Source organism: Acinetobacter sp. (genome assembly GCF_050285345.1).
Lineage (GTDB): Bacteria > Pseudomonadota > Gammaproteobacteria > Pseudomonadales > Moraxellaceae > Acinetobacter.
Map to the genome: position 1 here is coordinate 1 of NZ_JBLZXR010000024.1, position 24,657 is coordinate 24,657.

General features: G+C 38.9%; 17 protein-coding genes and 3 pseudogenes. 6 read left to right on the plus strand and 14 right to left on the minus strand.

Features of this window, described 5'->3' with window-relative positions; all coding sequences use genetic code 11:
- Positions 1 to 229: 229 nt before the first annotated feature.
- The 4 genes and pseudogenes from ACN6OV_RS01985 to ACN6OV_RS02000 form a co-directional block, all read right to left on the minus strand.
- Positions 230 to 541 carry a helix-turn-helix domain-containing protein gene (locus tag ACN6OV_RS01985; RefSeq protein ID WP_427949211.1) on the minus strand — a complete coding sequence of 104 codons (312 nt, stop codon included), beginning with the start codon at positions 539 to 541 and terminating at the stop codon, positions 230 to 232.
- Positions 538 to 1,869: a type II toxin-antitoxin system HipA family toxin gene (locus ACN6OV_RS01990; protein WP_427949213.1), complete on the minus strand. Its 1,332-nt coding sequence runs from the start codon at positions 1,867 to 1,869 to the stop codon at positions 538 to 540. The genes ACN6OV_RS01985 and ACN6OV_RS01990 overlap by 4 nt, the downstream gene beginning before the upstream one ends.
- A 380-nt stretch (positions 1,870 to 2,249) precedes the next feature.
- Positions 2,250 to 2,363, minus strand: a pseudogene (locus ACN6OV_RS01995) (IS982 family transposase); the annotation flags it as partial.
- A gap of 138 nt (positions 2,364 to 2,501) precedes the next feature.
- The gene (locus ACN6OV_RS02000; RefSeq protein ID WP_427949215.1) at positions 2,502 to 5,840 is read right to left on the minus strand and encodes an SNF2-related protein; all 3,339 of its coding nucleotides are present in this window, start codon (positions 5,838 to 5,840) and stop codon (positions 2,502 to 2,504) included.
- Positions 5,841 to 5,947: 107 nt separating this feature from the next.
- Here ACN6OV_RS02000 and ACN6OV_RS02005 point away from each other — a divergent pair.
- Positions 5,948 to 6,219: pseudogene (locus ACN6OV_RS02005) on the plus strand (IS5/IS1182 family transposase); the annotation flags it as partial.
- A gap of 19 nt (positions 6,220 to 6,238) precedes the next feature.
- On the opposite strand, the pseudogene ACN6OV_RS02010 reads toward ACN6OV_RS02005, so the two are convergent.
- Positions 6,239 to 6,388: pseudogene (locus ACN6OV_RS02010) on the minus strand (IS30 family transposase); the annotation flags it as partial.
- Between the two features lie 65 nt (positions 6,389 to 6,453).
- Entirely contained in the window at positions 6,454 to 6,591 is a 138-nt protein-coding gene (locus tag ACN6OV_RS02015) for a hypothetical protein (protein WP_427949216.1), read from the minus strand.
- 148 nt (positions 6,592 to 6,739) lie between these two features.
- Here ACN6OV_RS02015 and ACN6OV_RS02020 point away from each other — a divergent pair, with 148 nt between their 5' ends.
- From ACN6OV_RS02020 to ACN6OV_RS02030, 3 genes are all read left to right on the plus strand, one after another.
- Positions 6,740 to 6,898 carry a hypothetical protein gene (locus tag ACN6OV_RS02020; RefSeq protein ID WP_427949218.1) on the plus strand — a complete coding sequence of 53 codons (159 nt, stop codon included), beginning with the start codon at positions 6,740 to 6,742 and terminating at the stop codon, positions 6,896 to 6,898.
- A 147-nt stretch (positions 6,899 to 7,045) separates the two neighbouring features.
- A complete protein-coding gene (locus ACN6OV_RS02025) occupies positions 7,046 to 8,464 on the plus strand; it encodes a PLP-dependent aminotransferase family protein (RefSeq protein WP_427949220.1) in 1,419 nt (472 codons plus the stop codon).
- Positions 8,465 to 8,635: 171 nt separating this feature from the next.
- Positions 8,636 to 10,066, plus strand: coding sequence for an amidase (locus ACN6OV_RS02030; RefSeq protein WP_427949222.1), 1,431 nt, complete (start codon positions 8,636 to 8,638; stop codon positions 10,064 to 10,066).
- 103 nt (positions 10,067 to 10,169) lie between these two features.
- Here ACN6OV_RS02030 and ACN6OV_RS02035 read toward each other — a convergent pair whose 3' ends face one another.
- The 6 genes from ACN6OV_RS02035 to ACN6OV_RS02060 all read right to left on the minus strand — a co-directional run bounded on the left by ACN6OV_RS02035 (position 10,170) and on the right by ACN6OV_RS02060 (position 19,757).
- Positions 10,170 to 12,302 carry a TonB-dependent receptor family protein gene (locus ACN6OV_RS02035; protein WP_427949224.1) on the minus strand — a complete coding sequence of 711 codons (2,133 nt, stop codon included), beginning with the start codon at positions 12,300 to 12,302 and terminating at the stop codon, positions 10,170 to 10,172.
- Between the two features lie 209 nt (positions 12,303 to 12,511).
- Entirely contained in the window at positions 12,512 to 15,667 is a 3,156-nt protein-coding gene (locus ACN6OV_RS02040; protein ID WP_427949226.1) for an efflux RND transporter permease subunit, read from the minus strand.
- The gene (locus ACN6OV_RS02045) at positions 15,657 to 16,877 is read right to left on the minus strand and encodes an efflux RND transporter periplasmic adaptor subunit (protein WP_427949273.1); all 1,221 of its coding nucleotides are present in this window, start codon (positions 16,875 to 16,877) and stop codon (positions 15,657 to 15,659) included. The genes ACN6OV_RS02040 and ACN6OV_RS02045 overlap by 11 nt, the downstream gene beginning before the upstream one ends.
- Positions 16,878 to 16,881: 4 nt before the next feature.
- A complete protein-coding gene (locus tag ACN6OV_RS02050) occupies positions 16,882 to 18,201 on the minus strand; it encodes a TolC family protein (protein WP_427949228.1) in 1,320 nt (439 codons plus the stop codon).
- 44 nt (positions 18,202 to 18,245) lie between these two features.
- Positions 18,246 to 18,698 carry a cation efflux protein, CzcI-like gene (locus ACN6OV_RS02055; RefSeq protein WP_427949230.1) on the minus strand — a complete coding sequence of 151 codons (453 nt, stop codon included), beginning with the start codon at positions 18,696 to 18,698 and terminating at the stop codon, positions 18,246 to 18,248.
- A 222-nt stretch (positions 18,699 to 18,920) separates the two neighbouring features.
- The gene (locus tag ACN6OV_RS02060; RefSeq protein ID WP_427949232.1) at positions 18,921 to 19,757 is read right to left on the minus strand and encodes an SDR family NAD(P)-dependent oxidoreductase; all 837 of its coding nucleotides are present in this window, start codon (positions 19,755 to 19,757) and stop codon (positions 18,921 to 18,923) included.
- A 495-nt stretch (positions 19,758 to 20,252) separates the two neighbouring features.
- Between ACN6OV_RS02060 and ACN6OV_RS02065 the strand changes: the two genes are divergently transcribed.
- Positions 20,253 to 20,690 (plus strand): DUF2147 domain-containing protein, encoded by a 438-nt coding sequence (locus tag ACN6OV_RS02065; RefSeq protein ID WP_427949276.1) that lies wholly within the window; start codon positions 20,253 to 20,255, stop codon positions 20,688 to 20,690.
- 333 nt (positions 20,691 to 21,023) lie between these two features.
- Positions 21,024 to 21,968, plus strand: coding sequence for an aromatic amino acid DMT transporter YddG (gene yddG, locus ACN6OV_RS02070; protein ID WP_427949234.1), 945 nt, complete (start codon positions 21,024 to 21,026; stop codon positions 21,966 to 21,968).
- Between the two features lie 5 nt (positions 21,969 to 21,973).
- Here yddG and ACN6OV_RS02075 read toward each other — a convergent pair whose 3' ends face one another.
- Positions 21,974 to 23,224 carry an MgtC/SapB family protein gene (locus ACN6OV_RS02075; protein WP_427949277.1) on the minus strand — a complete coding sequence of 417 codons (1,251 nt, stop codon included), beginning with the start codon at positions 23,222 to 23,224 and terminating at the stop codon, positions 21,974 to 21,976.
- Between the two features lie 357 nt (positions 23,225 to 23,581).
- A complete protein-coding gene (locus ACN6OV_RS02080) occupies positions 23,582 to 24,469 on the minus strand; it encodes a DMT family transporter (protein ID WP_427949236.1) in 888 nt (295 codons plus the stop codon).
- Positions 24,470 to 24,657: the final 188 nt, after the last annotated feature.

Sequence of the window (24,657 nt, forward strand, 5' to 3'; positions counted from 1 at the left end):
ATGTTTAGTTCGTCTGATCACAGATACGTTATAAAGTATTTTAATACTTTTTTGAATCCGTCAATGCGTAAGTCCTAGTATAGATATTTTAATTGGTGAATAACATCCACTTGTAGGCCCAAAATAGAAATGCCCTTTTTTAAACACTCATTCTTGAGTATTTTATAGCGGTTGATTTTCAATGTTAGTGTCTATATAAGATAATCGAAATATCTTCGATATAAAGACTTTAATCACTAGAAGGCTGAATAATCTTGTGAACGATATGCTCATGTGTCGGTACGAGACCGGCTTTTAAGCCAAGTGGTTTAAACACCTTATCTAATACGACCTGAGTCAGTTGGCCTTTGTCTTGTTCAATGTCTGTTAAAGTACGCCGACTGATTCCGACCATTGCTGCATATTTTTCTTGAGATAGTCCCAATACATTTTTGCGTAAGTGGCTCAGTAGTTGTCCCAAGGTAATTTTACCGAATAAATATTGCGTATATAAATCAATGAGCAATTGCTGACGGTTAAATGGCTGATTTTCCTTTTTCATAATAGCTTCCATCGAATCAATTTGGCTTCAATAAAGTCATATCCTAGACCTGGCATATCTATAATCGTTTGGGGAACACCTTTATCGATTAATTGCTGTTTGAGACCAACAAGTTTGCTCGCCAATGTTTTCAATGTACTTAAAGATATTTGTGGTTCACACCAATGTGCAAGATTTTGGCTAATACTTTCCCAGCGGTATTCCCCTCCTTCTTCATACGGACTTCCCCATGTTGTTGATCTCGTCACAACTTCTGGATCGGCTTTCATTGGGGCAAAGTCGTAAATTGGAGCAAGAAATATTCGTCCTGATTTTTTTAAGAATGACGTATTACGACCATGATTATCTGAGTTGCCAAAAATGATATTCAGCAAATCTCTTTGTAACCACTCACAAACGAATTGCGAAGAATCAAAGTTTTTGTCTACCGATTTTAATAAGGTACAAAGCGCTTCTATGACCTCAAAATGATTCAAATAGCTCCCTGATGTTTTATTCAATATGGAATAAACTGACTCAAGCCCAAATCTATGCCATTGTTGATTACGCCACTCCGTGTCAAATCTCGGCAGCCATAACGAAGGGTATTTCTCACCTTCAATTAGCTTCATCTGAGAAGTTTCAATTGTTGTAAATCCAAGTTCATTCAGGGCATGATAAAAATGATATTCTGCTCTCAATATGTCGCAATCTATTGCACTACGCTTATTTCGAGGGAATTTAACTAGATAATGCTGATCTGGTTCATCAAAAGAATCTTGATAGGTATCAATCCAAACTTGCTGATCCTTTGACACGCGAATTAGTAATTTTGGAGCCTCGCCTCCTGCACCAGTTGCACCGCCACTAATTGCACCCATTTGTTGTGCGTATTCGAGAAAATCAATATTTCGTTCTGTAACATCACCAGTAGTGAACTTGCGTAAGTGTAATGTTGATTCTGGATTGTTCGGTGGAACTGATTCCTTAATTCTTAGATTCCCTACAGGAGCAATTGTACCTTTTTTCAATAACGTAAAATCTTGCTCTGCAGGTGAGAGTTTTTGCAGACCTAGATGTTGAACTAAATAACGTCGAGCAGCACCAGACGGAACAATATCATCTAAAAAACTAAACCATACTTTCGATTCATGTTGAATAAGAATTTGAACGGGAAGCGCTAAGCTACAAGCATGTTCATCCCTCTTGTCTAGATAAGAAATGGCATATTCTAATTCATAGACTAACTCACTCGCACTTGCTGATCCTTTATGTGGCTCTAAGATCTTTAGTTTTGCTATATCTAGCCATTCAGTATCGAGTAGAGCCTGGATTGTTAAATTTTCCATAGATAGCAATGTGCAAATATTTTCTCAAAAATATCATAAATACGAAAAAATGAGAATATATTTGCTCATTTAATTTAGATTATTATATAAATGCGCAAATATATTCTCAATAAATGGTTGAAGTTTCTTTAAATACTACAAATGTAGAGCTTGTCTAAATCAGAAAGTAAACAAAATATGTGCTTTAAGAATTCTAATCGTAGACTTGATATGACAATGCTCCATACGAGCGTGACTCCAGATGAAAAAATGAGGTTACGTTGCTGGCTAGCGATACTGAGGGCAGCCTAAAACTTGAAGTGCGACACCACATCCCAATTTAATTTGGGTTAAGGAGTGTCACATCGTCATACAAACATCTAAGTTTTGAAACACCACCCAATATCGGTTAAAGCTGGAGGGAATCCTCTCGTTCTTAATGGCTTTGTGACGATAAGTGAATAGCAAGAGTCTATGAATAAATACACAGAAATGATAAATTCGTAAATGGACATAACATGAGGTAGTTTTCTTAGTCGAAATCTAAATTGTGTTATGTCCTTTTTATTTCAAGAGTTTAGAAAGTTGAGATTCGCGTAATGATATGGTTAAAGACCTTATAATGATACATTCTAGTCGAACCTGTAAAAAGACTAAAATTTCTCAAACAATTTCATCACATCATTTTCCGTAAGTTTTGCCTCTCCTTCATGATCGGTGCTTAGAATAGATAGTGCCAGTTCTGCTTTATTTTTCTGCAAGGCAATAATTTTTTCTTCTATGCTTTGGTTGGTAATTAACTTATATACAAATACAAGCTTATCCTGTCCAATCCTCCATGCACGATCAGAAGCTTGATCTTCAGCAGCGGGGTTCCACCATGGATCATAGTGAATGACCGTATCCGCTGCTGTCAAATTCAAGCCAACACCGCCAGCTTTAAGGCTGATTAAAAACACAGGTACTTGCCCAGACTGGAATGTAGTAACAGCTTCATCTCGTTTCTTGGTCTTTCCAGTCAGCTTCACATAGCCAATTTTTGCGTTATTGAGTCGCTGCTCAATCAATTCTAGCATTGAAGTAAATTGTGAAAAGATGAGGATTTTTCTTCCCTCTTCCACCATTGGAACGACCATGTCCATCAACTGTTCAAGTTTGGCGGAGTGTGCCTGTCCAGTTTTAACTGAATCCAGTTTCAGCAAGCTAGGATGACAACAGACCTGACGCAGCTTTAGCAAGGCATCTAAAATTTGAATTTGACTACGCTTAAAACCTTTTTCTGCCACAATTTTCTGAATATTTTCCTGCATCGTGGCGCGAACAGCTTCATATAGCTTGGATTGCTGTTCATTCATATCAATGTTGACTTCAATGCTGGTTTTTTCTGGCAATTCTTTGGCAACGTCAGTTTTTAAGCGACGTAAAATAAAGGGCTTAATACGATTCACCAATTTTTGCCTTAACTGCTGATCACCCCGTTTTTCAATAGGATGGCGATATTTTTTATTAAAAACTTCTTGCGAATATAAAAAACCTGGCATCAGAAAATAAAATAACGACCACAGTTCACCCAAATGATTTTCCATCGGGGTGCCAGTCAGACACAGGCGATGTCGCGCTTTTAATTGCCGTACTACCTGTGCAGCTTTGGCATGCGGATTTTTGATATTCTGCGCTTCATCCAAAATGAGTTGATGGTATTCATATTGGTTTAGTTGTTCTTCATCTCTCGATAATAGTGGGTAGGTGGTTAAAATAATGTCATATTGCGGAATCTGGTCAAAATACTGACGGCGGTCCTGCCCCTGTAGTAACAGAACTTTAAGCTCAGGGGTAAATTTTTCCGCTTCTTTGAACCAGTTGTGCATCAACGATGTTGGCGCAACAATGAGTGCAGGTCTATCCTGCAAATGTCCAGCCTGCTTTTCCATGAGTAAATGTGCTAAAGTTTGTGCAGTTTTCCCCAAACCCATATCATCTGCCAGAATCCCGCCATGTTGAGTTTCCCGTAAAAACTGTAACCAACCTAAGCCCTGCTGTTGGTACGGACGCAACTGCCCCTGAAAACCGTCTGGTGTCGGCAATTGCTGCTGATAGCCTTGTTTGAATTTCTGCGCAAATTGCTGCAAGCGATCACTGACCTGCCACGCCATCCCAAGATTATGCTGTAACTCTACTAGCTGACTCGCATCATAGCGATCTATGCTGCGCTCTTCTTGCTGTAAAATGCTCCCGAGATGCAATAATACCGGCTTAATCTCCCTGACAGATAGTGCCAAATCGGGTTGATCCACTGCAGTTTTCAGGGTGAAAATTTGAGTGTCATCAAGATCACTGAAAGTTTTCGGATCAAGTAAATCAGGATGTTTTTGCACCAAAGCTACGATTGCATCGAGCAAATCATAACAATTGCCTGCACTGTCTTGAACAGTTGCCCCGATATTGAACCAGTCCTGCTGGCTTTCAGATTCAGTGATGGAAATATTTAAATTTTCAACATATTGCAGGTTAAAGGGGCTACGTTTCAGATGCTCTATTTGCCACCCCATCAATTCAATTTGATTGATGGGCATGAGTTGCCTGATCCAGTCTCCATAGAAAGCAAAAACTATAGAATCGAGACGTTGTTTATCCAGTTTTAATAGCTGGTCATTGCTCAGATCTTTCACCCACTCCAATGATTCGACTAACAGCTGTAAACGCTGGATTGCCTGTTGCTCCTGAGTGAAATCCCGAAGCTGTCGCACCATTTTGCCATGCTGCTCACCGATAAAACTGTCACCTGATGCACCTACTTTTATTCGCCCGCCTGCATAGGAGAATTCAATTTCAGCACAAACAGACTCCTCGAATTTCCAATCAATTTTATCTAAAACGCCAAAGCGTAAAATTGGCTGGGGACTACCCTCTAGTACCTGAATATTCTGAATAGACTCAGGCTGAGGCAGGTTCCACGCATCTGAATATTGATGAGTCATCTGCTCAAATTCAGTCAATAGCGTGGATGGGAGATCAGGCATCTGCAAGAAATGATAGAGTAGATTTGCCGTATATTCACCATATAACTGACCCACGGTATTCTGTCGAATATCGATATAACACGGTGGCTGGCTGGCGAGAATTTGGATATGTGGATTTGATTTTAAATCGAGTCGAATATCACCATTGACCAATTCAATATTTAAATGCTCAGTCTGTTTTTTGACACCTTGTTCCCATATAAATTCGATGTTGTAGCCTTGCTCTGACCATTGAAGTGCGACATGGTTCTTTTTTTGCCAATAAACATCGCCACTTTGAATAAAAGACTTGAAATGCTCCAATAAAATCCCGGAGATATCAAGATTACTCTGATAAAAGTGATTGTCGCTGTTTATTTTGGCGTAATAATAGACTTGGTTAAATAATTGTCGTTTTTGTTCAGGTAACGTCAGATGCTTTTTGGTGATATTTTCATATTGTATATAATCACTTTCACCGGCAATTGAGCCATTTTTATTCCGTCTAGCTTTCTGCACTACAAGAGTCAATTTTTTTAAGCTAATAGACTGATTTAACAGGTAAATTAAATGTGTGTTTGTTTTTGTAGATTGCTCAGGTTCAGTCTGTTGTAAATGCAGTTTAAAGTCATGCAACCAGCGTTGCGCCTGATCATCCCCCTGTTGGCGGTTTGCAGGGGATTTAGATTCAGCATAACGCTGCTGAAATTCCTGACGATATTCTTGGAAGAATAACCGTGCTAAAGCCGCAGCATGTTTACAATTATATGCAACTGGGCAAGTGCATTCGTCATCAATTAAACGATCCTTTTTAAAATTATAGGTAATCGCAGTCTCATAATAATCTGTACCCTCAATTTGAGCATACATCGTGATATCGCCGCTTGTCTCAAAAAACTCAATCGTTTCCCTATCAATGTGCTTAGCATAGCTAAGACTACGCTGAATAGTTGTGGTGCTGAAGCGGGATAAAAAATTGATCAATGAAGACATAACAACTTAATCAGCTAAAAAAGTGATAGAATTATACTGCTAATTTTTCAAACACATATGGATTAATCATACAAAATTTATCGGAGACCACATCCCTGAGTAAATATCCCGATAAAAATGCAAAAATACACTCTCTATTGGAGCGAAATAAGCTACTTTGAACAGTTAAACATTTAGGCAGAACCATTTGGGAAAAATGGTCTGGGTATCATCGAAGAAGCTTAGTTGAAACTAAGATGCATTGCATCAAACTATAATGCTAGGAGATAAACTCAGCGCTAGGAATTTTGATAAGCAAGTCAACGAGATTCATGCAGGTGTAACTGTCTTAAATAAATTTACAGAATCAGGCCGACCTCCTAACCAAGTTGTTACTTAAATTTGAGTCGCTTAAGGGGAGTTCTATTTTTGAGCCTGTGAATAATTTTATTTAACATGCTGTCCCGTCCTAACTCTCGAGCAAGCATAGCGATTGAACTTTTACTTTTCAAAGTTGCATAAATTTTGTATCTTTCATCTTGTTGAGAAAGTTGGGGGTGTATCTTGATTGTGTGCCTTCCAATTGCGAGTTGAAAAAGTCTAATGATTTTATGAATAAACCTAACTTTTTCAACTAACTACAAAAGTGTCGCACTTCAAGTTTTAGGCTGCCCTTTTGCACCTGCTTTTCTTCAACAAGCATCAATGGCTTACCGTCACCAGTTGTCTTGTAATAAATATTACGATCTTTGAACGATAAATAATCCTTCATGTGATGTCATCCTCGACTATATTGATCACCTAAAAAATTATGAGCTAATTATAACTGTTATAGAAATAAATCATTTTTTTGTATCTACCTCTCATTGCCTTATACATGAATAATCACCTACAACTACTAGGTATTTAGAGTACGTCTTATGAATGACCAACAACCTAAAAAACCGCAAAAATATGCTGATAGTGAGATTTCTGATAAAGCATTTAAACGTGCCATCATTTGGTTCACTATTTATGTTCTACTTTTTTGTATTGGCGTTGCATTTGTCGTTGGTGCAGACAATTCATATCTCCCTTAATACAAAATTAGAATCATAAAAAAGCTTGTAATCACTCTCTGGTTACAAGCTTTTTTTAACCGAGAAATCTAGCTTTTTGTTATAAAAAATAACTACAAAAGAAATTAAACTGATATATTTATAACAGATTTTTTAGCCCTTCATGATATGTATAAATCTGAACAGCTTGCTCAGCACTTACGTCAACTCATCGAAAATGGAACCTTAAAAGCTCATGAGAAGCTGCCATCGCTTCGTGAGCAAGTTCGACTCTCAGGTTTTAGTTTAATTACCGTGATGAATGCCTATCAAGAGCTTGAATCTCGTGGCTTAATCTATGCACGTGAAAAGTCAGGTTATTATGTAGCACAAACGATTTTAGAATCTGAAAATGAACACGCTCAGATTATCTCTTTAAATACGCCTGTCGAAATTAACTCACTCGTCTTTCAATACTTAAAATCCATTCAAGATTCACACATCATTCCATTCGGTTCTGCATTTCCATCACAAGATGTGGTTTTTTCGAAGAAACTCACGCAAATTATGGGGCAAATTTCACGTAATAAAAAAAGTTATGATGCGATTGATAACTTGCCACCAGGTAATTTAGCCCTCAGAAAATTAATTGCTCAACGCTACTGTATGCAAGGGATTCAAACCGACCCAGATGACATTGTCATTACATCAGGTTGTATGGATGCCTTGAATTTATCCTTACAAGCGATTGCAGATCCCGGTGACTATATTGTGTTGCAACAGAATATTTTTTATGGTGCATTGCAAGCAGCTGAACGTCTCGGGTTAAAAGTTGTGACCATTCCCGAACATCCGAAAGATGGTTTTGATCTCGATGCCTTTGAACATATTTTAAAGACCTATCCCGTTAAAATTTGCTGGTTAATGCTGAATTCGCATAATCCGATTGGTTTTACCGTTGCGGATGAAATTAAGCAAAAAATCGCTGTATTACTACACCAATATAATGTGCATCTGATCGAAGATGATGTTTATGAAGAAATGTATTTCGGCAATAAAAAACCATTATCAATGAAATATTTTGATCAACATAATATGGTGCTGCATTGTTCTTCATTTTCAAAAACTTTAGGTGCAGCGTTTCGTGTTGGCTGGGTACATGCAGGTAAATATTCACAAAACATTCAACACTTGCAGTTAATGAGCACTATTTCTGTAAATACCTTATTGCAAAATGCCCTAGTAGAATTCATCTCGAATTATCACTATGAAAAGCATTTACGTGTTTTGCGTAAAAGCCTACAACAGCATAAATTACAGTTTTATCGCTATCTTGAAAGCCGCATACCGACAGGCTGTAAATTGCAGTATCATCCAAGTGGTTATTTTCTTTGGCTTAAACTTCCTGAACAAATTAATAGCATGCAGATTTACCAACAGCTTATTCAACAAAATATTGGCGTTGCACCAGGCCAGCTATTTAATATTTCGGAGCAAAAAACGCAATGTATACGTTTAAATTGTTCCTTTGCATGGAATGCCGAGATTCAACAGGCTGTAGATACCCTACTCTCTATCCTCAATTTATCTAACCATTCAGAAATATGAGTAATTTGACAATTTTAATTGTCATTACTATTCTATGAATCGTTAAAGATGAAATCATCTGTGTCATATCTAAAGTAAATTCAGTTGAATCTGTAAGCTTAAGCGCATTAAAAAATGCGCTTAAGCAGCATTGATATATCTATATACCAAAACAAATAAATCGAGTTATTCATGGAAAATAAAAAAATCACGAAACGAATTCACGCCTTTAGCAATGATGTACTTGCAGACTTAGATGCAACAGGCATTGCTCAACTGATACAAGCCAAACAAGTGTCTGTGCAAGAAGTCACTCAAGCCGCAATTGCCCGTGCCAAGCAAGTCAATCCAGCCTTAAATGCGATAGAACTTGAATGTTTTGAACGTGCATCGCAAGAAAATGCCTATATCATCAAACATGGCGTATTTGCAGGTGTACCCTTTTTCTTTAAAGATAATCTCGATTATTTAGGCTTACCCGCAAATCATGGCTCAAAAGCGGTCAATGCAAAACCCGCTCAGTCGAATCCACAAATTAGTCAGCAAATGTTAGATCAAGGTTTTGTGGTTTTAGGGAAAACAAAACTACCTGAATTTGGTCTAAACGCAACTACCGAATATAAAAATGGTACAGCGACTTATAACCCATGGCATACCGATTATTCCTGCGGTGCGTCATCCGGTGGTTCTGCGGCATTGGTTGCTGCGGGTGTAGTACCAATTGCACATGCCAATGATGGTGGTGGGTCTATCCGTATTCCTGCTGCCTGTTGTGGTCTAATTGGACTCAAACCAAGTCGCGGCCGTACATACGATACTGAAGCTGCACGTACATTGCCGATTAATATTATTAGCGAAGGTGTGGTAACGCGTAGTGTTCGCGATACAGCACACTTTTTTGCCGGAATGGAATCGAGTTATTACAACAAAGCTCTACCTCGTATTGGTACTATTTATGGCCCATCAAAACGTCGTCTTCGCATAGGTTTAGTGCCGCAGTCGATTACGGGACAAATTGATCGGGAAACCACGCAAACCTTATTTGAAACTGCAAATTTATTGGAAAATTTAGGTCATCATGTAGAAGAAATGCATTTGCCTATTTCGATTAGCTTTGTAAGTGATTTTAGTGAATATTGGGGCATGCTGTCGTTTCTACTCAGTAGTTTTGGCAGGAAAATATTTGGCCCAGATTTTAATCCCAAAGAATTGGATAATTTAACCATTGGGTTAGCGCATCTGTATAAGAAAAATTTCTACAAAACGCCTCTATTTATTTATCGTTTAAAGAAAATGCAGCAGCAATATCGTGAGCTGTTTAAACACTATGATGTGCTGCTTTCCCCTGTATTGGCGCACACCACACCAAAAATTGGCTATTTATCACCACAATTGCCATTTGATCAATTATTTGAACGTATACAAAATTATGTCACCTTTACCCCGATACAAAATGTCGTAGGTGCACCGGGGATGTCTATTCCGATGGGACAAACAGCCATAGATGCCCTGCCTATTAGCATGCAGCTTTCTGCTGATGTCGGAGATGAAAAAACTTTAATCGAATTGGCTTATGAAATTGAAGAAGCTCAACCTTGGCGCAGAATTCAGGATGCCCACTAATTTAAACTGAATTAATTAATCCATTGCAGATTCATTTGATAAAAATAAAAGGGAGACTTTATTTCTCCCTTTTTATTTTGAATAGCTATTTATATCTAGATGATTAACGGAAGCTATAACTCAGTCCCACATATACGCCAAAACCATCACCCGGCGTCATCCGAGCTGGATCTTTTCCTGCATCGTTATAACCCGGTGTAATAGTCGATGCATATTTTTCATTTGTGATATTTCGAAAATCTAGCCAGGCCATATATTCCTTTTGTGGTTGCATATAGCCAATCGTCGCTCCCCATGTTTGCCAGTCATTGACATAAAAACTATTGGCATAGTCTGTTGGTGCTTTGGCAGCATAGACCGTATTGATCCCCGCATAAAATCCTTGCGGATGTTCATAGCGTAGTTCGGCCTGATAAATATGTTTAGGAATCCCAGCTAATTCATTTTTTTCAAATATCGCATCATCTTTATAATAGAAATGATTGTAAGTATATGACTGATTCAGTTGAATATTTCCAAATTGATCATTGTCCCACAATTGGCTATTTAAGCCGAATTCAAGCCCTTGATGAATCGTATCGGATGCATTGGATTCCGCAATGATCTGTTTTGGATCAGATTGTATTTCGACTGCGAGTAATTCATCACTCAGTGCCGAATAGTAATACGCCATATTCCATTCACCAAAGAGATTGCGTCCACGTCCACCGACTTCCACAGTATTTGCCATTTGGGTATTTAAATGAATCGGTGCACTTTGACGGCCTGTTGCCACACCACTCTTGTCAGGAAAATATTGATCCGAACCCCAAATTAAAGACCACGGATGCGGTGCTTCTATGCTGCGGCTGATAGTGGCAAATAACTGCGTCTCCGCTTGAAGTTGATAACGTATCCCTAGTGAAGGCAATAGATTCCATTCACGATCATTCTCCTTACGGCTCTGAATCGGCCAAGTCACTTCACTTTCGCGATGGGTATATGCCAAAGCAAGGCGACTATCGACCCAAAGCTGGGGTGAAAGTGCGAGTGCATTGGTGTAATGCATAACATAATCGCCACCTTGATAAGTATAGTGCCGTGTTTGCGTACCTGCGGGATAATCCCCTTGATCTATACGTAAACGCTCAATCACCTTTCCATCGGGCAAATGCGTGGTACTTCGAAAACCAATATTATTTTGGCTTTCTTTACCTAAGAACTCACGATCAAACTGATAACGCACTAAGGTGCTTATATCATCATAATCAACATCGGTACTATAAAAACCTTCTTGTAAATCCATTGGATAATGATGATAAGCCAAACCCAACTGTAATTGATCACCTGACTCCAGTGTCATATTGGTCTTATTGGCTAACCATAAACTGCCGGGTTGTGGGCGATGATTATTTAATGTGACATTTGAAGAAACTGCTTGCGTTGGATCGTCTTGTATTTGTTGCTGAGTTAAACGTCTCGGTGTTTGATGATCCGTTTCACGATAACGTAAATAAAACCGTGTATCGGTCGTTGGATTGATTTGATAGCCAATATTTGCAGCAATCCCTTTGCTATGACTGGATGAATGATCTTGAAATCCATCCTGATCACTCTGCGTGAGTGAAATAAAGTAGTCCAAATCACCGAGTTGTTGTCCCGAACTGATTTCAGACTTCTGGTATCCACGACTCCCCAGTTCATGATGCAATTTTAGTTTCGCTGCATCTCTACCAGTTGGTGTGCTGTAATTAATATTACCGCCTAAGTTTAAAGCCCCGCGCTGTAATCCATTTGCACCACGAAGGACTTCTACAGTATCGACCCACAATGGTTCAAGTAATTCATAAGGTGTACCACCAGGCCCTGTAAAGGGTAAATCATCCAAAGTGACATATAGGCCTGAACCATGTGCCCCGGGTGCGCGATTAATTCCCGAGCCACGAATCGATAGTTTGATTCCTTCATTGCCAGATGAAGCCGCATAAATCCCCGGCTGATTACGGAATAAATCGGCATTATTGATCTTTGCAACACGTTTGGTTTCTTCAGCCGTGATGAGATTGGTTGCACCACTTACTTTGGCAAGCTCTTGTCTGAGTTTTTCTTCTTTGGATAATGAAGTGACATCCACTGTAATTTCAGGTAGAACCTCAACAGCCAGAGCCTGCTGGTTCAACATAATGCCAAGTACTAAGGTACTCATCAGTGTTAATGGTGTACCTAAGGTATGGTGTGATAAAGCAGAAATTTCCATATCGTTGCAATCAATTTGATTTAATTTACCGCAGCGATTGTAGTGGGTTTATTTGATATACATATATCAAAATATTTCAAAAATTCGATTTTTTGATCAAAGTAAAACTATTAAGAAATACTCAAGCGATTTTCTAAGTTTGAAATGAATTGGTTTTGAAATAAAAAAGCAGCATCGAGGTGAATCATGATGCTGCTTTTTATAAGTTCCTAAATGAGCTCATCCATAGACTTATGTTTTGTACTACTCCATCGATAAATCACAGGGAGCACAATTAAAGTCAGGAAAGTGGAAGAAATAATGCCGCCAATGACCACCGTGGCTAAAGGTCGCTGTACTTCCGCACCTGTGCCTGTTGCAAGTGCCATAGGGACAAAACCTAAAGATGCCACACAGGCAGTCATGAGCACAGGTCTAAGTCGTATGATCGCGCCCATCCAAATCGCTTCATGTAACTCATATTTCTGACGTAGGTCTTTAATAAAAGTTAACATCACCAATCCATTGAGCACAGCCACACCCGAAAGCGCAATAAACCCGATGCCCGCAGACATGGATAACGGAATATCACGTAGCCACAGGAAAATCACACCACCGGTTAATGCAAATGGAACACCTGTAAAGACCAGTAAACTTTCTTTAATATTATGGAACACCGCCATCAATAAAATAAAAATCGTGATTAATGCCAATGGAATCACGATTTGCATACGAGACTTGGCTGATGCCAGATTTTCAAATTGACCACCATATTCAATCCAATAACCACTTGGTAATGAATAGGCTTTTAGCTCAGATTGTACTTCAGTTACAAATGAACCTAAATCACGTCCTTCTACATTACTGGTCACAATAATGCGACGCTTACCATTTTCACGGCTAACTTGGTTGATGCCATCCATATTCGACACCGTTGCCACATCAGCAAGCACGATACTGCCACCATTTGGAAGTCGTAAAGGCAATTGCGATATAACTGCTGCACTCCGATCCTGATCTTGTAAGCGTATAACAAAATCAAAACGTCGATCACCTTCTAAAATCTCACCGACACTTTGACCACCAATACTGGTTGCAACCAAATCTTGAATTGAACGTACACTTAAACCATATTGCGCAGCTAAAGCCTTATCAATTTCAATATTGAGTAAAGGTAGTCCTGAGGTTTGTTCAACCTTAACTGCACTACTTCCCGATACTTTTTGAATGATCTTGGCTATTTTTTCAGCTTCTGTCGTCAGGACAGACATATCATCGCCGAATATTTTTACACCGACATCACTACGAACCCCTGAAATAAGTTCATTAAATCGTAATTCAATTGGTTGTGAAAACTCACTATTATTCCCCGGAATTGTAGCTAGATATGCAACCATCCGTGAGCGCAGTTCATCCAGACTTTCTTTTGGATTTGGCCACTCACTGTGCTCTTTCAGCATGATATAGCCATCCGAAATATTGGGTGGCATCACATCGGTTGCGACTTCAGCCGTACCAGTTCGGGCAAAAATGGCTTTAATTTCAGGAAACTGTTTGAGCAATAATTTTTCAGTATTTTCCTGAATCCTTAATGATTCCTCCAAGCCTGTACTGGGTGATCTGAGCTGCTGTACTGCAAAGTCGCCCTCACTTAGTTGTGGTGCAAACTCACTGCCAATTTTGGTGCTTAAAAGTCCGGTAATGACCAATAAACAAATCGCAAAGGTCAGCACGACTTTTTTATATTCATATGCTAAATCTAAACTGCGTTGGTACTGTTGTTTCAGCCAACTCATCCAGCGGCTTTCTGATTCTTTAATATCGCCTTTGACCCATAAAGCAACCGCTGCGGGTACAAAGGTAATGGATAAAATAATGGCTGCAACCAAAGCTAAAACGACTGTCATTACCATAGGATGGAACATTTTTGCCTCTACGCCACTCAGTGCAAAAATAGGCAAATAAACAACCAAGATAATCAATTGGCCAAAAATGAGTGGACGGCGTGCTTGTCGCGCGGCAAGAAAGACTTCTTTAAAGCGTTCAATTTGGGTTAATGGTCGCTTTAACGCTTGCTGCATATGGGCTAAACGACGAATACAGTTTTCAACAATAACCACCGCACCATCGACGATAATCCCGAAATCAAGTGCGCCTAAACTCATCAGGTTGGCACTGATATTTTGTTGCGCCATACCCGTTAAGGTAAACAACATTGATAGAGGAATCACACAAGCCGTGATTAACGCAGCCCGCATATTTCCGAGGAAGATAAACAATACCACAATGACTAAAATGGCACCTTCAACCAAGTTCTTCTGTACCGTGTTAATGGCTTTTTCAACTAAAGTTGTGCGGTCATAAACCGTTTCAATCAATACGCCTTTAGGTAAGCTCTGCTGTACATCCTGTATTTTCTGATCTACCGCTTGAGAGACTGTACGGCTATTTTCTCCCATAGCCATCATGGCAATGCCCAATACAGTTTCTTGCCCGTTATAGGTTGCGCCCCCGGTTCTTAAATCATGTCCAATACTGACCTGTGCAATATCCGCGACCCGAATCGGGTTGCCATTTGGACTGGTAATTAGCGTATTTTCAATATCAGAAAGACTGTTCAATGTACCCGGTACTCGAACAGTCAGTTGCTGGCCATTTTCTTCAAGGAAGCCTGCGCCTCTATTTTCATTATTTTCTGAAAGGGCTTGTTGTAACTGGTCTAAATTAATATTGAGTTGTTGCATCCGACTTAAATCTGGCGACACCACATACGTCTTTTCAAAACCACCAATACTATTGACCTCCGCAACGCCTTTAACCCGCTGTAATTGTGGGCGAACAATCCAATCTTGAATTTCACGTAAGTCCATGGCGCTATAAGCTGAACCATCCGGCTTTTTTGCCTCCGGATCGACTTTGAGCACCCATTGGTAAATTTCACCTAGGCCGGTTGAAACTGGCGACATCGTGGGCGTAACTTGTGCAGGCAAGTCGGATTGAATTTCTTGCAGGCGCTGGTTAATTTGTTGCCGCGCCCAATAGATATCCGTACCATCTTTAAAAATAATCGTGACCTGCGAAAGTCCATATCGGGAAATGGAACGGGTCAATTCGAGGTCTAGAATCCCTGCCATCGCATTTTCAATGGAATAAGTAATCCGCTGCTCAACCTCAAGTGCAGTAAACCCGTTGGCTTGGGTATTAATCTGGACTTGGGTATTGGTAATATCCGGCACAGCATCAATCGGTAACTTACTATAACTGTAAACACCGACAGCAATCCACGTACAAAAAAACAAGACAACCCAAATGGCATTTTGAATCGAAAACTGAATAATGCGTTCGAACAAGCCTTCTGCTTGCGGTAAATCAGAATTAGTGTTCATGGGCAGCCTCATCTTTTTCAAGTTCAGATTTCAGCAAAAAGCTGCCTTGTCCCACATATTTTTGCCCAGCAGATAAGCCGGATAAAACTTCTAGCCATTGACCATCACTCGAAGCTTGACCGATCACGACATGTTCAGCTTTAAAATGAACTTGATCTTTTTCTTGTGCCTCCACAATAAAAATACTGTCTTTACCATTAATTTTCTGTAAAGCAGATTTTTGGATTCTTAATGCTGGTTTTTCGGTAGGTTTCGTAATCAGAACATTGACCATAACATTGGGGCGTAATTCGGCTGCTTGTGAGTTTAGTTTAGCTCTAACAACCAAACGTCCTGTTTGTTGATCGGCTTGTGAATTAAGACTTTGAATGGTCGCAGCATAGACCTGATTCAGCCCATTCACTTTAAACTGAATATTTTGTCCTGCTTGAAGTTGGCCATAGAACTGATTAGGCAAGCTAAACTCTAGCCACAAATCTTTGAGTTGTTCGATCACAAAAAGCTGATCTGCCAACTGTACATTTTCACCCACCACGATATCTTTTTGACTAATTACCCCAGAGATCGGCGCTTTAATCATAAACTGACCTTGGTTTCCACTCGCACCAAGTGCCTTTAAACGTGATTGCGTTGCTTGAATCGAAATCTGTGCTTGACGATAAGCATTTTCAGCACGTTGTAAATCCTGTTTCGGTGAAATGCCTTGCGACCACAATTGTTGTTCGCGTTGATATTCCTGTCTCGCCAATTCAAGCGTTGAGCGAGCCATTTGCAAGTTTGCTTGTTGGTCGATTAATTCAGGTACGGAAAGTACAGCTAAGATTTGTCCTTGCTCCACTTTTTGCCCTAAACTCACATTGACTTGCTCAACATGACCACTGAAATTAGGTGAAATATGTGCTTGCTGATCGGTATTCACCACCAGCTTACCCGGTAAAGTTATAACTTGTTCAACCAAGCCCTGTTCAACTGTTGCCAGTTTTAAACCTTGTTCCACCATTTGTTGCATCGAAAGTTGAATTTCTCCCTCATCGGCATGCTCACCTTCTTCCTGTTCATGCCCATGTTCAGTTTCCTCTTCATGTCCGTGTTCATCGGTCTGTTTATGGCTTGAACTAAACCAAATAATGACACTCAAGACCCCAGTAAGTAGCAACAAAATCAAAATGATAAGGGACTGAGAAACTTTACCTTTTTTTTTAAAATTCATCATATTAATTTCCCCAATTTATTAAATTCTGTGTTGCTTCAGTGGCTTTTTTATGCAGCTGCGAATAAGCATCCGAGCGACTAATATCTTCAAAGGTCGTGCCAATACTCAATGCTTCCGCACTCAATGCCGTTTGCCATGCACGACTCAGTAGCTCCAATTGTGCTAAACGGAGATTTTGTAATTGCATCGTCGATTGCTGAATATCTGTCAGTGAAAATTTACCCGCTTGGAAACCTTGTAAGGTTCGTTTTTGAACATTTTCAGCCAGCTTAATTTGTGTCGATACAGCTTCATTTTGATTTTTTAAGCCTTTCAGTTGCTGTAATTGATTCGCGATATCCAAAATCTGTTGTTGTAGCTCACGTTGCTGCTGTTGGTTTATCAGCAATTGCTGTTTCTGCGCCATTGGAATTGTATATTGCTGTCGATTAAAAAGATTCAGCGGCAGTTCAACGCCAACCACCAAGGCGGTATCATCTTTTTCTTCAGGAGTTTGCGTACTTGTCATTCCTATATTTAAAGTCGGTTGTGAGCGTCCTTTAATTTTTAAGTTATCAATTTGATAGTTCGCTTGTTTCAGATTCAGCACATATAATTTTTCTAACCAACCTTGTGTAATATAGTTCTGAACGGTTTGCTCACTTTGGTCTGGCCAAGCGACAACATCAGTTTGGGTTGACACTTGGTTGTTGCTCTCGCCCCATAAATTGGACAACTGGCGTTTTGCTGCGTGTAATTTTAGTAAGGCTTGTTGCTGTAGTCGTTTGATTTCTAAGCTTTCAATTTGTGCACGCTCAAAATCGACCAAAGCAATACTTCCAACCCGATAGCGTTTTTCTACACTCTCCAGATTGGCTTGGCTTACTTTCATTTGCGCCACATAAATACGCTGCTCCAACTCTGTAATCATCAATTGTGACCATGCAAATTTCACAATTAATTGGCTTTGTGCATTCCAAAGTTGCTGTTGTAACTGCATTTGCTGACTCGAAGTTTCAGCTCGGGTTCGATCAAGCTTACGCTGACCAAAAATATCCAGAGGTTGGCTAATTCCAATACTTAGCTCTTTTTCTTGTCCAGATTCAAAACCGGATTGCTCGATATTCAGGCTCGGGTTTTGCCATAAACGGCTTTGCTTTTGATTTAGCTCAGCCAGTTGCTCACGTTGTTGCCCCAATTCATTTTCGGATTGATAGGCTTGAACTTTTTGTAGTGCCGACTGATAACTTGTGACATTTTTAGCATGGCTATGCGTCATGCTTGCTGCAAAAAGACACGCTAGCACACAGTGACTGATTGCAGTCCTTGAATTTAAACTCATGATCTTCCCACTCATTTATTAAAAAAAGTGGTGGGATTTTTAGGCTACCCCACCATTAGCGGGGTAAAGACAGGAGGCGGATTTCGACCTAGAAGGTCTGGTGCTTGATAATTATTTTTCCAGTAAAATTGATGCTCCACCCGATTTTCAACATCAGGGATTTTTAATGCAATTTGGGCATTTTGCACAATTAAATGGGTCATTGAAGGTAAATGATCTTGATGATCTTCACCAATTTCTAAAATATCAATATTGTAATTATTGTTCGACTCTTGAACTTGGTGAGGTGATCTATTTACCTCATGCGTATTATCACTGGTACAAAGCGTGTTGAGATGATGTCCAAAATGATAAGTTTGTACGGTCTGATCTTTGCTTTCATGATTACAAAAAGCCGCCGCCACGTTCCAAAGGCTTTGGAACATGAACAATCCAACTAAGACTGTAATCCATGTAAAAGATCGCATTGTACAAAAAATATAAAATAATCTACCCATTATAAGACTTTAAATCTATCCCAAGTCAAACGATTTTAACGCTGCATCAAAATTTCAATATTTTTGTTTTTATGCACCTGTTTTTATATCTGGATAGAGGTCAAAGTTTAAATGCAAAATCATTCATTAAAAAAAGAGGCTTTTAATCTCGCCTCCTTTTTAGATTTGGCTGTGGCTCTCATTACTGTAATTAAAGTAAATTAAAGTTGATTAAAACTGGAATTATTTACGCTTTTTTTTACCACTAAGTAAATCAATAGCCTTTGCATAATGTGTCGGTGCAATTCGCTGAATTAAATCGATAATTTTTGCATCATTGCCAATCAAAATACGACGTTTATCCTGTCGTACCGCATCCAAAATTACTTTGGCAGCAACTTCAGGTGGTGTTTTTAACACTTTATTAAAAGCTTTACTCGCCTTGGCAGGATTCATACCCAATGAACGAATACTGTCGCTCATTCGCGCGCTATTGGCAATATTGGTCTGGATGCCACCGGGATGCACACATGTTGCGCTAACTCCTGCATTTTCCAAATCAAGTTCTTGACGCAGCGATTCAGTAAAGCCACGAACTGCAAACTTTGTGGCATTGTACGCGCTTTGGGTCGGTTGTGCGGTTAAACCAAATAGGCTTGAAATATTGACAATATGACCATCACCACTTTGTTTTAAATAGGGTAAAAAGGCTTTGGTTCCATAGACCACACCCCAGAAATTGATATTTATAATCCATTCAATTTCGTCATAACTCATCCCTTCGACCGTACTCGCCAAGGCCACACCAGCATTGTTAAAGATCAAATTAATTTGACCAAACTCAGCTTGTGTCTCTGCTGCCCATTTTTCCACAGCAGCTCGGTCTGAAACATCCAGTGTGGTTTGGGTGACTTTCACTCCTGTGGCTTTTAATAGTTCAACAGTTTGTGCTAGGCCTTCGGTATTACGATCACTTAATGCTAAGTTCGCGCCTTCTTTCGCCAATAAAATTGCCAACTGCTGACCTATACCTGAGCCTGCACCCGTAATTGCAGCAACCTTGGCTTTAAAGTTTTTCATGTATTGTCCTATAGCTATTCTTTAATCTGGCTCAAGCTTAAAAGCAGAAGTGAGATGAATAAAATGATTATTTTTAATGACTATTTATGAATTTAATACATGCTGAAAATGATATGAATATTGCCCATTCATTCAGTTTTCGTCTGATCATACGCTATATATTTAATCAGTAGATTCAACATTGTAAAATATTTTTTACCTTTTAGAGGCTTTATCCAAAAGTTTAGACAAGGAAAAAGCTATAAAAAAATACAAACTCCTTTATATATCAACAGAGTCCAACATAACTGCTATTTTTTCTATTTAATTAGGGAATTGAATATTCAAAATCAATATATAAACTCCACAAAATATACTTATTTATTTGGCAGTATAAGTGTCGAAGCTAGCAATCTAACCTTGCTCAATTCAACAGTCATGTGTCTTGCTATTCATACCTTACTTATAGGGTCTTAGCGTACACATCTCTAAACATGATATAGAGGTTCTAAAATGATAAAAACAACTCTGAGTATAATTGGTTTATCTCTGGTATCGACACTTGCTTTGGCAGCGGATCCATTGCATGGCACGAAATGGAAAACCATTGATGATCAAACTAAAAAACCTTTATCCATTGTTCAGTTTAATGAAACCTCAAATGGTGTGTTATCGGCAAAAATTGTCGATGTACTCACTCCGGGTGAAGCTGAAAGCTGTAAGAAATGTGTGGGGAAATTTCACAATAAACCCTTACTTGGTGTGCAAATCGTGCATGGTCTGAAAAACACCGGTAAACACACCTATGATGGCGGTAAAATTACTGACCCGAAAAATGGTAAGACCTATAGCTTTAATGCAAAAATGTCTAATGATGGTAAGACTCTGCATGGACGTGGCTATATCGGTATTTCAGCATTGGGTCGCAGTCAAACATGGATACGCGTCAATTAATTCTTCAAAATCCAAAATAAAAGCGGCTCTCAGGAGTCGCTTTTTTCATACGCAATAAAACCAATTAAACTTCGATGATGTTCAACAAACTTCATTTAAAAAATAAAATGTAATGACATTGGAATGCCAGTATCATCACCTTGATTGAAATTAAATCAATTTAAGTGTAGGTAGAATCCATTTTTAATATTGGGCAGAGCATTAAAACACAGCCTAAATCACATATTTTTTAAGTAAAAAATACGAATAATTTTTTAGAAGCATCACACCTTCTTTTGATAATCATTATACTGTGCACTTCAGCTTATCTCCCTTTGCAACACGTCTGAACTCATGTCCAAAAATCTCGCAACACTGCTAGGTTTCAGTGCGATCCTACAATGGTCATCAATTGTCGGTTTATTGAAAAAAATTAGTTTTAATATTGGGCCTGACCTTGCCGTGTTGTTCATGTACACCTTCAGTACCATAATTCTTTTATTACTGTTTCGTATTCCAAATTTAAAGCAAATTTCCCGTAATTATTTAATTTTTGCGACAACTTTATTTGTGGTTTATGAGCTGTGCTTTTCATATGCCATAGCACTGGCACAAACACCACAACAAGCCATTGAAATCAGTTTGGTGAACTATTTATGGCCAAGTTTGACCATTATTGCCCTGATTTTATTTAAAGAGCTGAAATTCAATATTTTTGTGATTATGGGACTGTGTATCAGTCTGGGTGGAATCATTCTGATTCAAACTGGCAATAAAAGTTTTGACTGGAACACGGTTATTTCGAATATTCAAAGTAATCCTATTAGCTATATTTTAGCCTTTTTAGGTGCCAGTTTATGGGCTTTATATTGCGTCATTACACGAAAATATAGTCATGGTCATAATCCAATTTCATTTTTCTTTTTGATCATTACGATTGTGCTTTGGCTGAAAATGCTTATTTCCCATGGGGTGCCAACGCTTCCCGAGATCGATTTAACGATCGGCATTTATATGTTGCTTGTCTCGACGGTTACGGCTTTGGGCTATGCTGCGTGGAATATTGGGATTATTCGTGGCAATATTACCATTCTTGTCACCCTTTCCTATTTCAGTCCAATGTTTTCTTCTGTAATTTCAATGTTCATTTTACAGACACAACTCAGCTTAAGTTTCTGGCATGGCGCAATTTTAGTTACACTTGGTTCTTTAGTCTGTTGGGTTTCGACCAGTTGGTCGCAGATCAAAGCCAAGTTGCATCAACTACATAGCAAAGCGTTAAAACTTGAAAAATTTTAATCAGGTCATTGTAGGCTAAACATCAATACCGCAATTAAACACAGCATGTGGCATAGTTGAGTCGGTGCAAAATAGACAAAGTATTTCCAGCCACCGGTTAAAAATGCATTGATGCATTTTGATATTGCATGCGCTGATAGCCCAATCACGACAGCATAAATTAAAGTTAAATTTTCAGTACTGCCCTGTATGACCACGGTTGCCATCGCGGCATGAACTTCAAAAAGTGACGCAAGGAATGTACCCAAAACCAGTCCTTTATCCCCGAGCAAGACATTCAGGCCATACACCATTGCCTGAATTACTGTTAAGGTGATTGCGATAATTGCAGCTTCTTTTAAGCTAAACATTCGGCTGTCTTCAGCTTGATTTTCTTGAATATTGTTTAAATTATTTATAGTGTAATCTACAGAACTTTTTACTGTCTTTGATCCTTTAGGACTGCTATGAATAAGGTAAATTGCGGCTAAAGATAAAATAAACATCCCCACCAAGGAAGGGATTAAGAGCAATTTAAACCATTCAAAACTAACTCCTAATACAATAATCAATAATTGAACCAAGGTTGCGACACAAGAAAATAGTCCTGCGCCTGCATTGGATTTGGCTTGGGCTTTTCCTGCCCGCACCTCCATACCAAGACTTGCAATCGTTGCGGTACTGGAAACAAAACCAGACGCAAGGGCAGATAAAATAATGGCTTTGTTGGCTGACAATAAGCGTTTAGCAATATGCGCTAAAGATTGCACCAGCAAGATTAAAATTAATAACTTTAAGATGACATATGGATTTAAGACTGAACCCCAAAACGGTTCATTCGGCATCATCGGAAGTGCAATGAGGATCAAGGCCAATAAAAACAGCCCATCACGCAGTTCATATTCTTTGATCCAATTCCCCGCAAAATCATGCAAGAAATTTTTACCCATTAAAATGATGGTCAATAAGACTGCTAAACTGGCTGCCAATGGAATATGAAAAACACACAATGCGCCAATAAAGTAGGTCATTACAAAGGCCAGTTCTGTGGTGGAACCGATATCCTTTTGTTGTTTAATCAACCCATAATAACTAAACATACTGACAGCAAGCGCACCGATCAAACCCACCGCCAAATGAATCAAGAAACATAATGCCCCGAGCAAGGCACAGATCGTAAAAGAACGCAAACCAGCAAAAACTTGTTCCTCATCGTGATTGTTTTTACGTTCACGCTCTAAGCCAATTAAAAGTCCACAGCCGAGTGCAGAGGCCATAATGGTTAACAATTCATGAAACGTTAAAGTTTGCAAAAGTGTTTCCAATGAATTGTCCTCCCACGAATGAATGCTAAAATTTTAATGGATCTAAATATCACGATGTAATGCTAAAAACTAACAAGATTTAAGATCTATGGCTATGCAAATTTTTAAATTTGATTTAATTTACAGCAATTTAATAACATGACTTTAACTTCGACTTTTAAAGATCAAATGATATAGGATCAACTCATCCTCTTAAATTCTGTTCACTAAACCATCGTTGAAGCACTTTTGTTTAATCGTAATTCAGATGTCATTACAACAGGTACTAGCTAAAACTCTTTATAAATAAAGCATTCAATCAAATCAGGATTAAGCCCAAATCACCATGATGGCCGCAATCACAACCAACACTAAACCCCAATGATCTGAACGAGCCAATTTTTCTTTAAAGAAATAGGTCGAAATCAGTAAACTAAATAAAATTTCGATTTGCCCCAGTGTTTTGACAATAGCAACAGTTTGCATACTCATTGCAGTAAACCAGCCCAATGAAGCTAAAAAGCTGCATACACTGACTCGAAATGTTAGCCCTATGCGTTGCAACATCGCTTGCAGTGTTTTGCGGCTAAAAACTCCCAGATATAACAACATGATGCAACATTGAAAGCTAATTACACTAAACAGCACCCATGCTGCGCGATGTAAAACAGGTAAATGCAATAATTCAAGGCTTGCTTCACGTACCAATAATGAAGTGATGGCAAAGCTTAAACCACTCCCCACACCTATGCATAAAGTGGGTAACGATAGTTGTTGCAGTTGACCGCCTTTACTTAATAAAAATACTGCCATGCCACCAATTAAGACACCCATCCAACCAAATAAGCTAAGATGTTCACTTAAAAAAACCACACCCACGATTGCCGCAAATATCGCCTCACTTTTGGCTAGGCCCACACCAATGGCGTAATTTTTTTGTTTAAATAATAACACCATCAAAATCGTGGCTAATATTTGGCTCAAACCTGCGACTCCAACATAGAACCAAAATTTCATGGTAAATGTGGTCGCTGTCTCTACAGGTTGTTGTTGATAAAGCACATACAGATAGATTAAGGCCAAAGGAAGACCAAAAATAAAACGTGCCAATGTGACACCATAGACATCGACAGTGGTACTTAATTGCTTTTGAAAAGCATTACGCCATGACTGCATAAAGGCAGCCATAAGAGTAAATAAAATCCAAATTGGAAACATAGAAGATATTTAAAGGATAAATGCAGCTTCAATTTACGCTTTTCATTCTGTTAAAGCGACCGTATAAGCCATTTTATTAATTGAACTTTGTTATTAATCAATGAAGTATTTTTTATTTGAAAGCCATTTTACGAAAGTTTGATGTAATTGGTTTTTGGAATTTCAAAAGTCCTTCGAGTGATGATCTA

Bases quoted from the DNA above. Each gene is read 5' to 3' on its own strand.
- ACN6OV_RS01985 (WP_427949211.1), bottom strand. From the start codon at position 541: ATGAAAAAGGAAAATCAGCCATTTAACCGTCAGCAATTGCTCATTGAT.
- ACN6OV_RS01990 (WP_427949213.1), bottom strand. From the start codon at position 1,869: ATGGAAAATTTAACAATCCAGGCTCTACTCGATACTGAATGGCTAGAT.
- ACN6OV_RS02000 (WP_427949215.1), bottom strand. From the start codon at position 5,840: ATGTCTTCATTGATCAATTTTTTATCCCGCTTCAGCACCACAACTATT.
- ACN6OV_RS02015 (WP_427949216.1), bottom strand. From the start codon at position 6,591: ATGAAGGATTATTTATCGTTCAAAGATCGTAATATTTATTACAAGACA.
- ACN6OV_RS02020 (WP_427949218.1), top strand. From the start codon at position 6,740: ATGAATGACCAACAACCTAAAAAACCGCAAAAATATGCTGATAGTGAG.
- ACN6OV_RS02025 (WP_427949220.1), top strand. From the start codon at position 7,046: ATGTATAAATCTGAACAGCTTGCTCAGCACTTACGTCAACTCATCGAA.
- ACN6OV_RS02030 (WP_427949222.1), top strand. From the start codon at position 8,636: ATGGAAAATAAAAAAATCACGAAACGAATTCACGCCTTTAGCAATGAT.
- ACN6OV_RS02035 (WP_427949224.1), bottom strand. From the start codon at position 12,302: ATGGAAATTTCTGCTTTATCACACCATACCTTAGGTACACCATTAACA.
- ACN6OV_RS02040 (WP_427949226.1), bottom strand. From the start codon at position 15,667: ATGAACACTAATTCTGATTTACCGCAAGCAGAAGGCTTGTTCGAACGC.
- ACN6OV_RS02045 (WP_427949273.1), bottom strand. From the start codon at position 16,877: ATGAATTTTAAAAAAAAAGGTAAAGTTTCTCAGTCCCTTATCATTTTG.
- ACN6OV_RS02050 (WP_427949228.1), bottom strand. From the start codon at position 18,201: ATGAGTTTAAATTCAAGGACTGCAATCAGTCACTGTGTGCTAGCGTGT.
- ACN6OV_RS02055 (WP_427949230.1), bottom strand. From the start codon at position 18,698: ATGGGTAGATTATTTTATATTTTTTGTACAATGCGATCTTTTACATGG.
- ACN6OV_RS02060 (WP_427949232.1), bottom strand. From the start codon at position 19,757: ATGAAAAACTTTAAAGCCAAGGTTGCTGCAATTACGGGTGCAGGCTCA.
- yddG (WP_427949234.1), top strand. From the start codon at position 21,024: ATGTCCAAAAATCTCGCAACACTGCTAGGTTTCAGTGCGATCCTACAA.
- ACN6OV_RS02075 (WP_427949277.1), bottom strand. From the start codon at position 23,224: ATGGCCTCTGCACTCGGCTGTGGACTTTTAATTGGCTTAGAGCGTGAA.
- ACN6OV_RS02080 (WP_427949236.1), bottom strand. From the start codon at position 24,469: ATGTTTCCAATTTGGATTTTATTTACTCTTATGGCTGCCTTTATGCAG.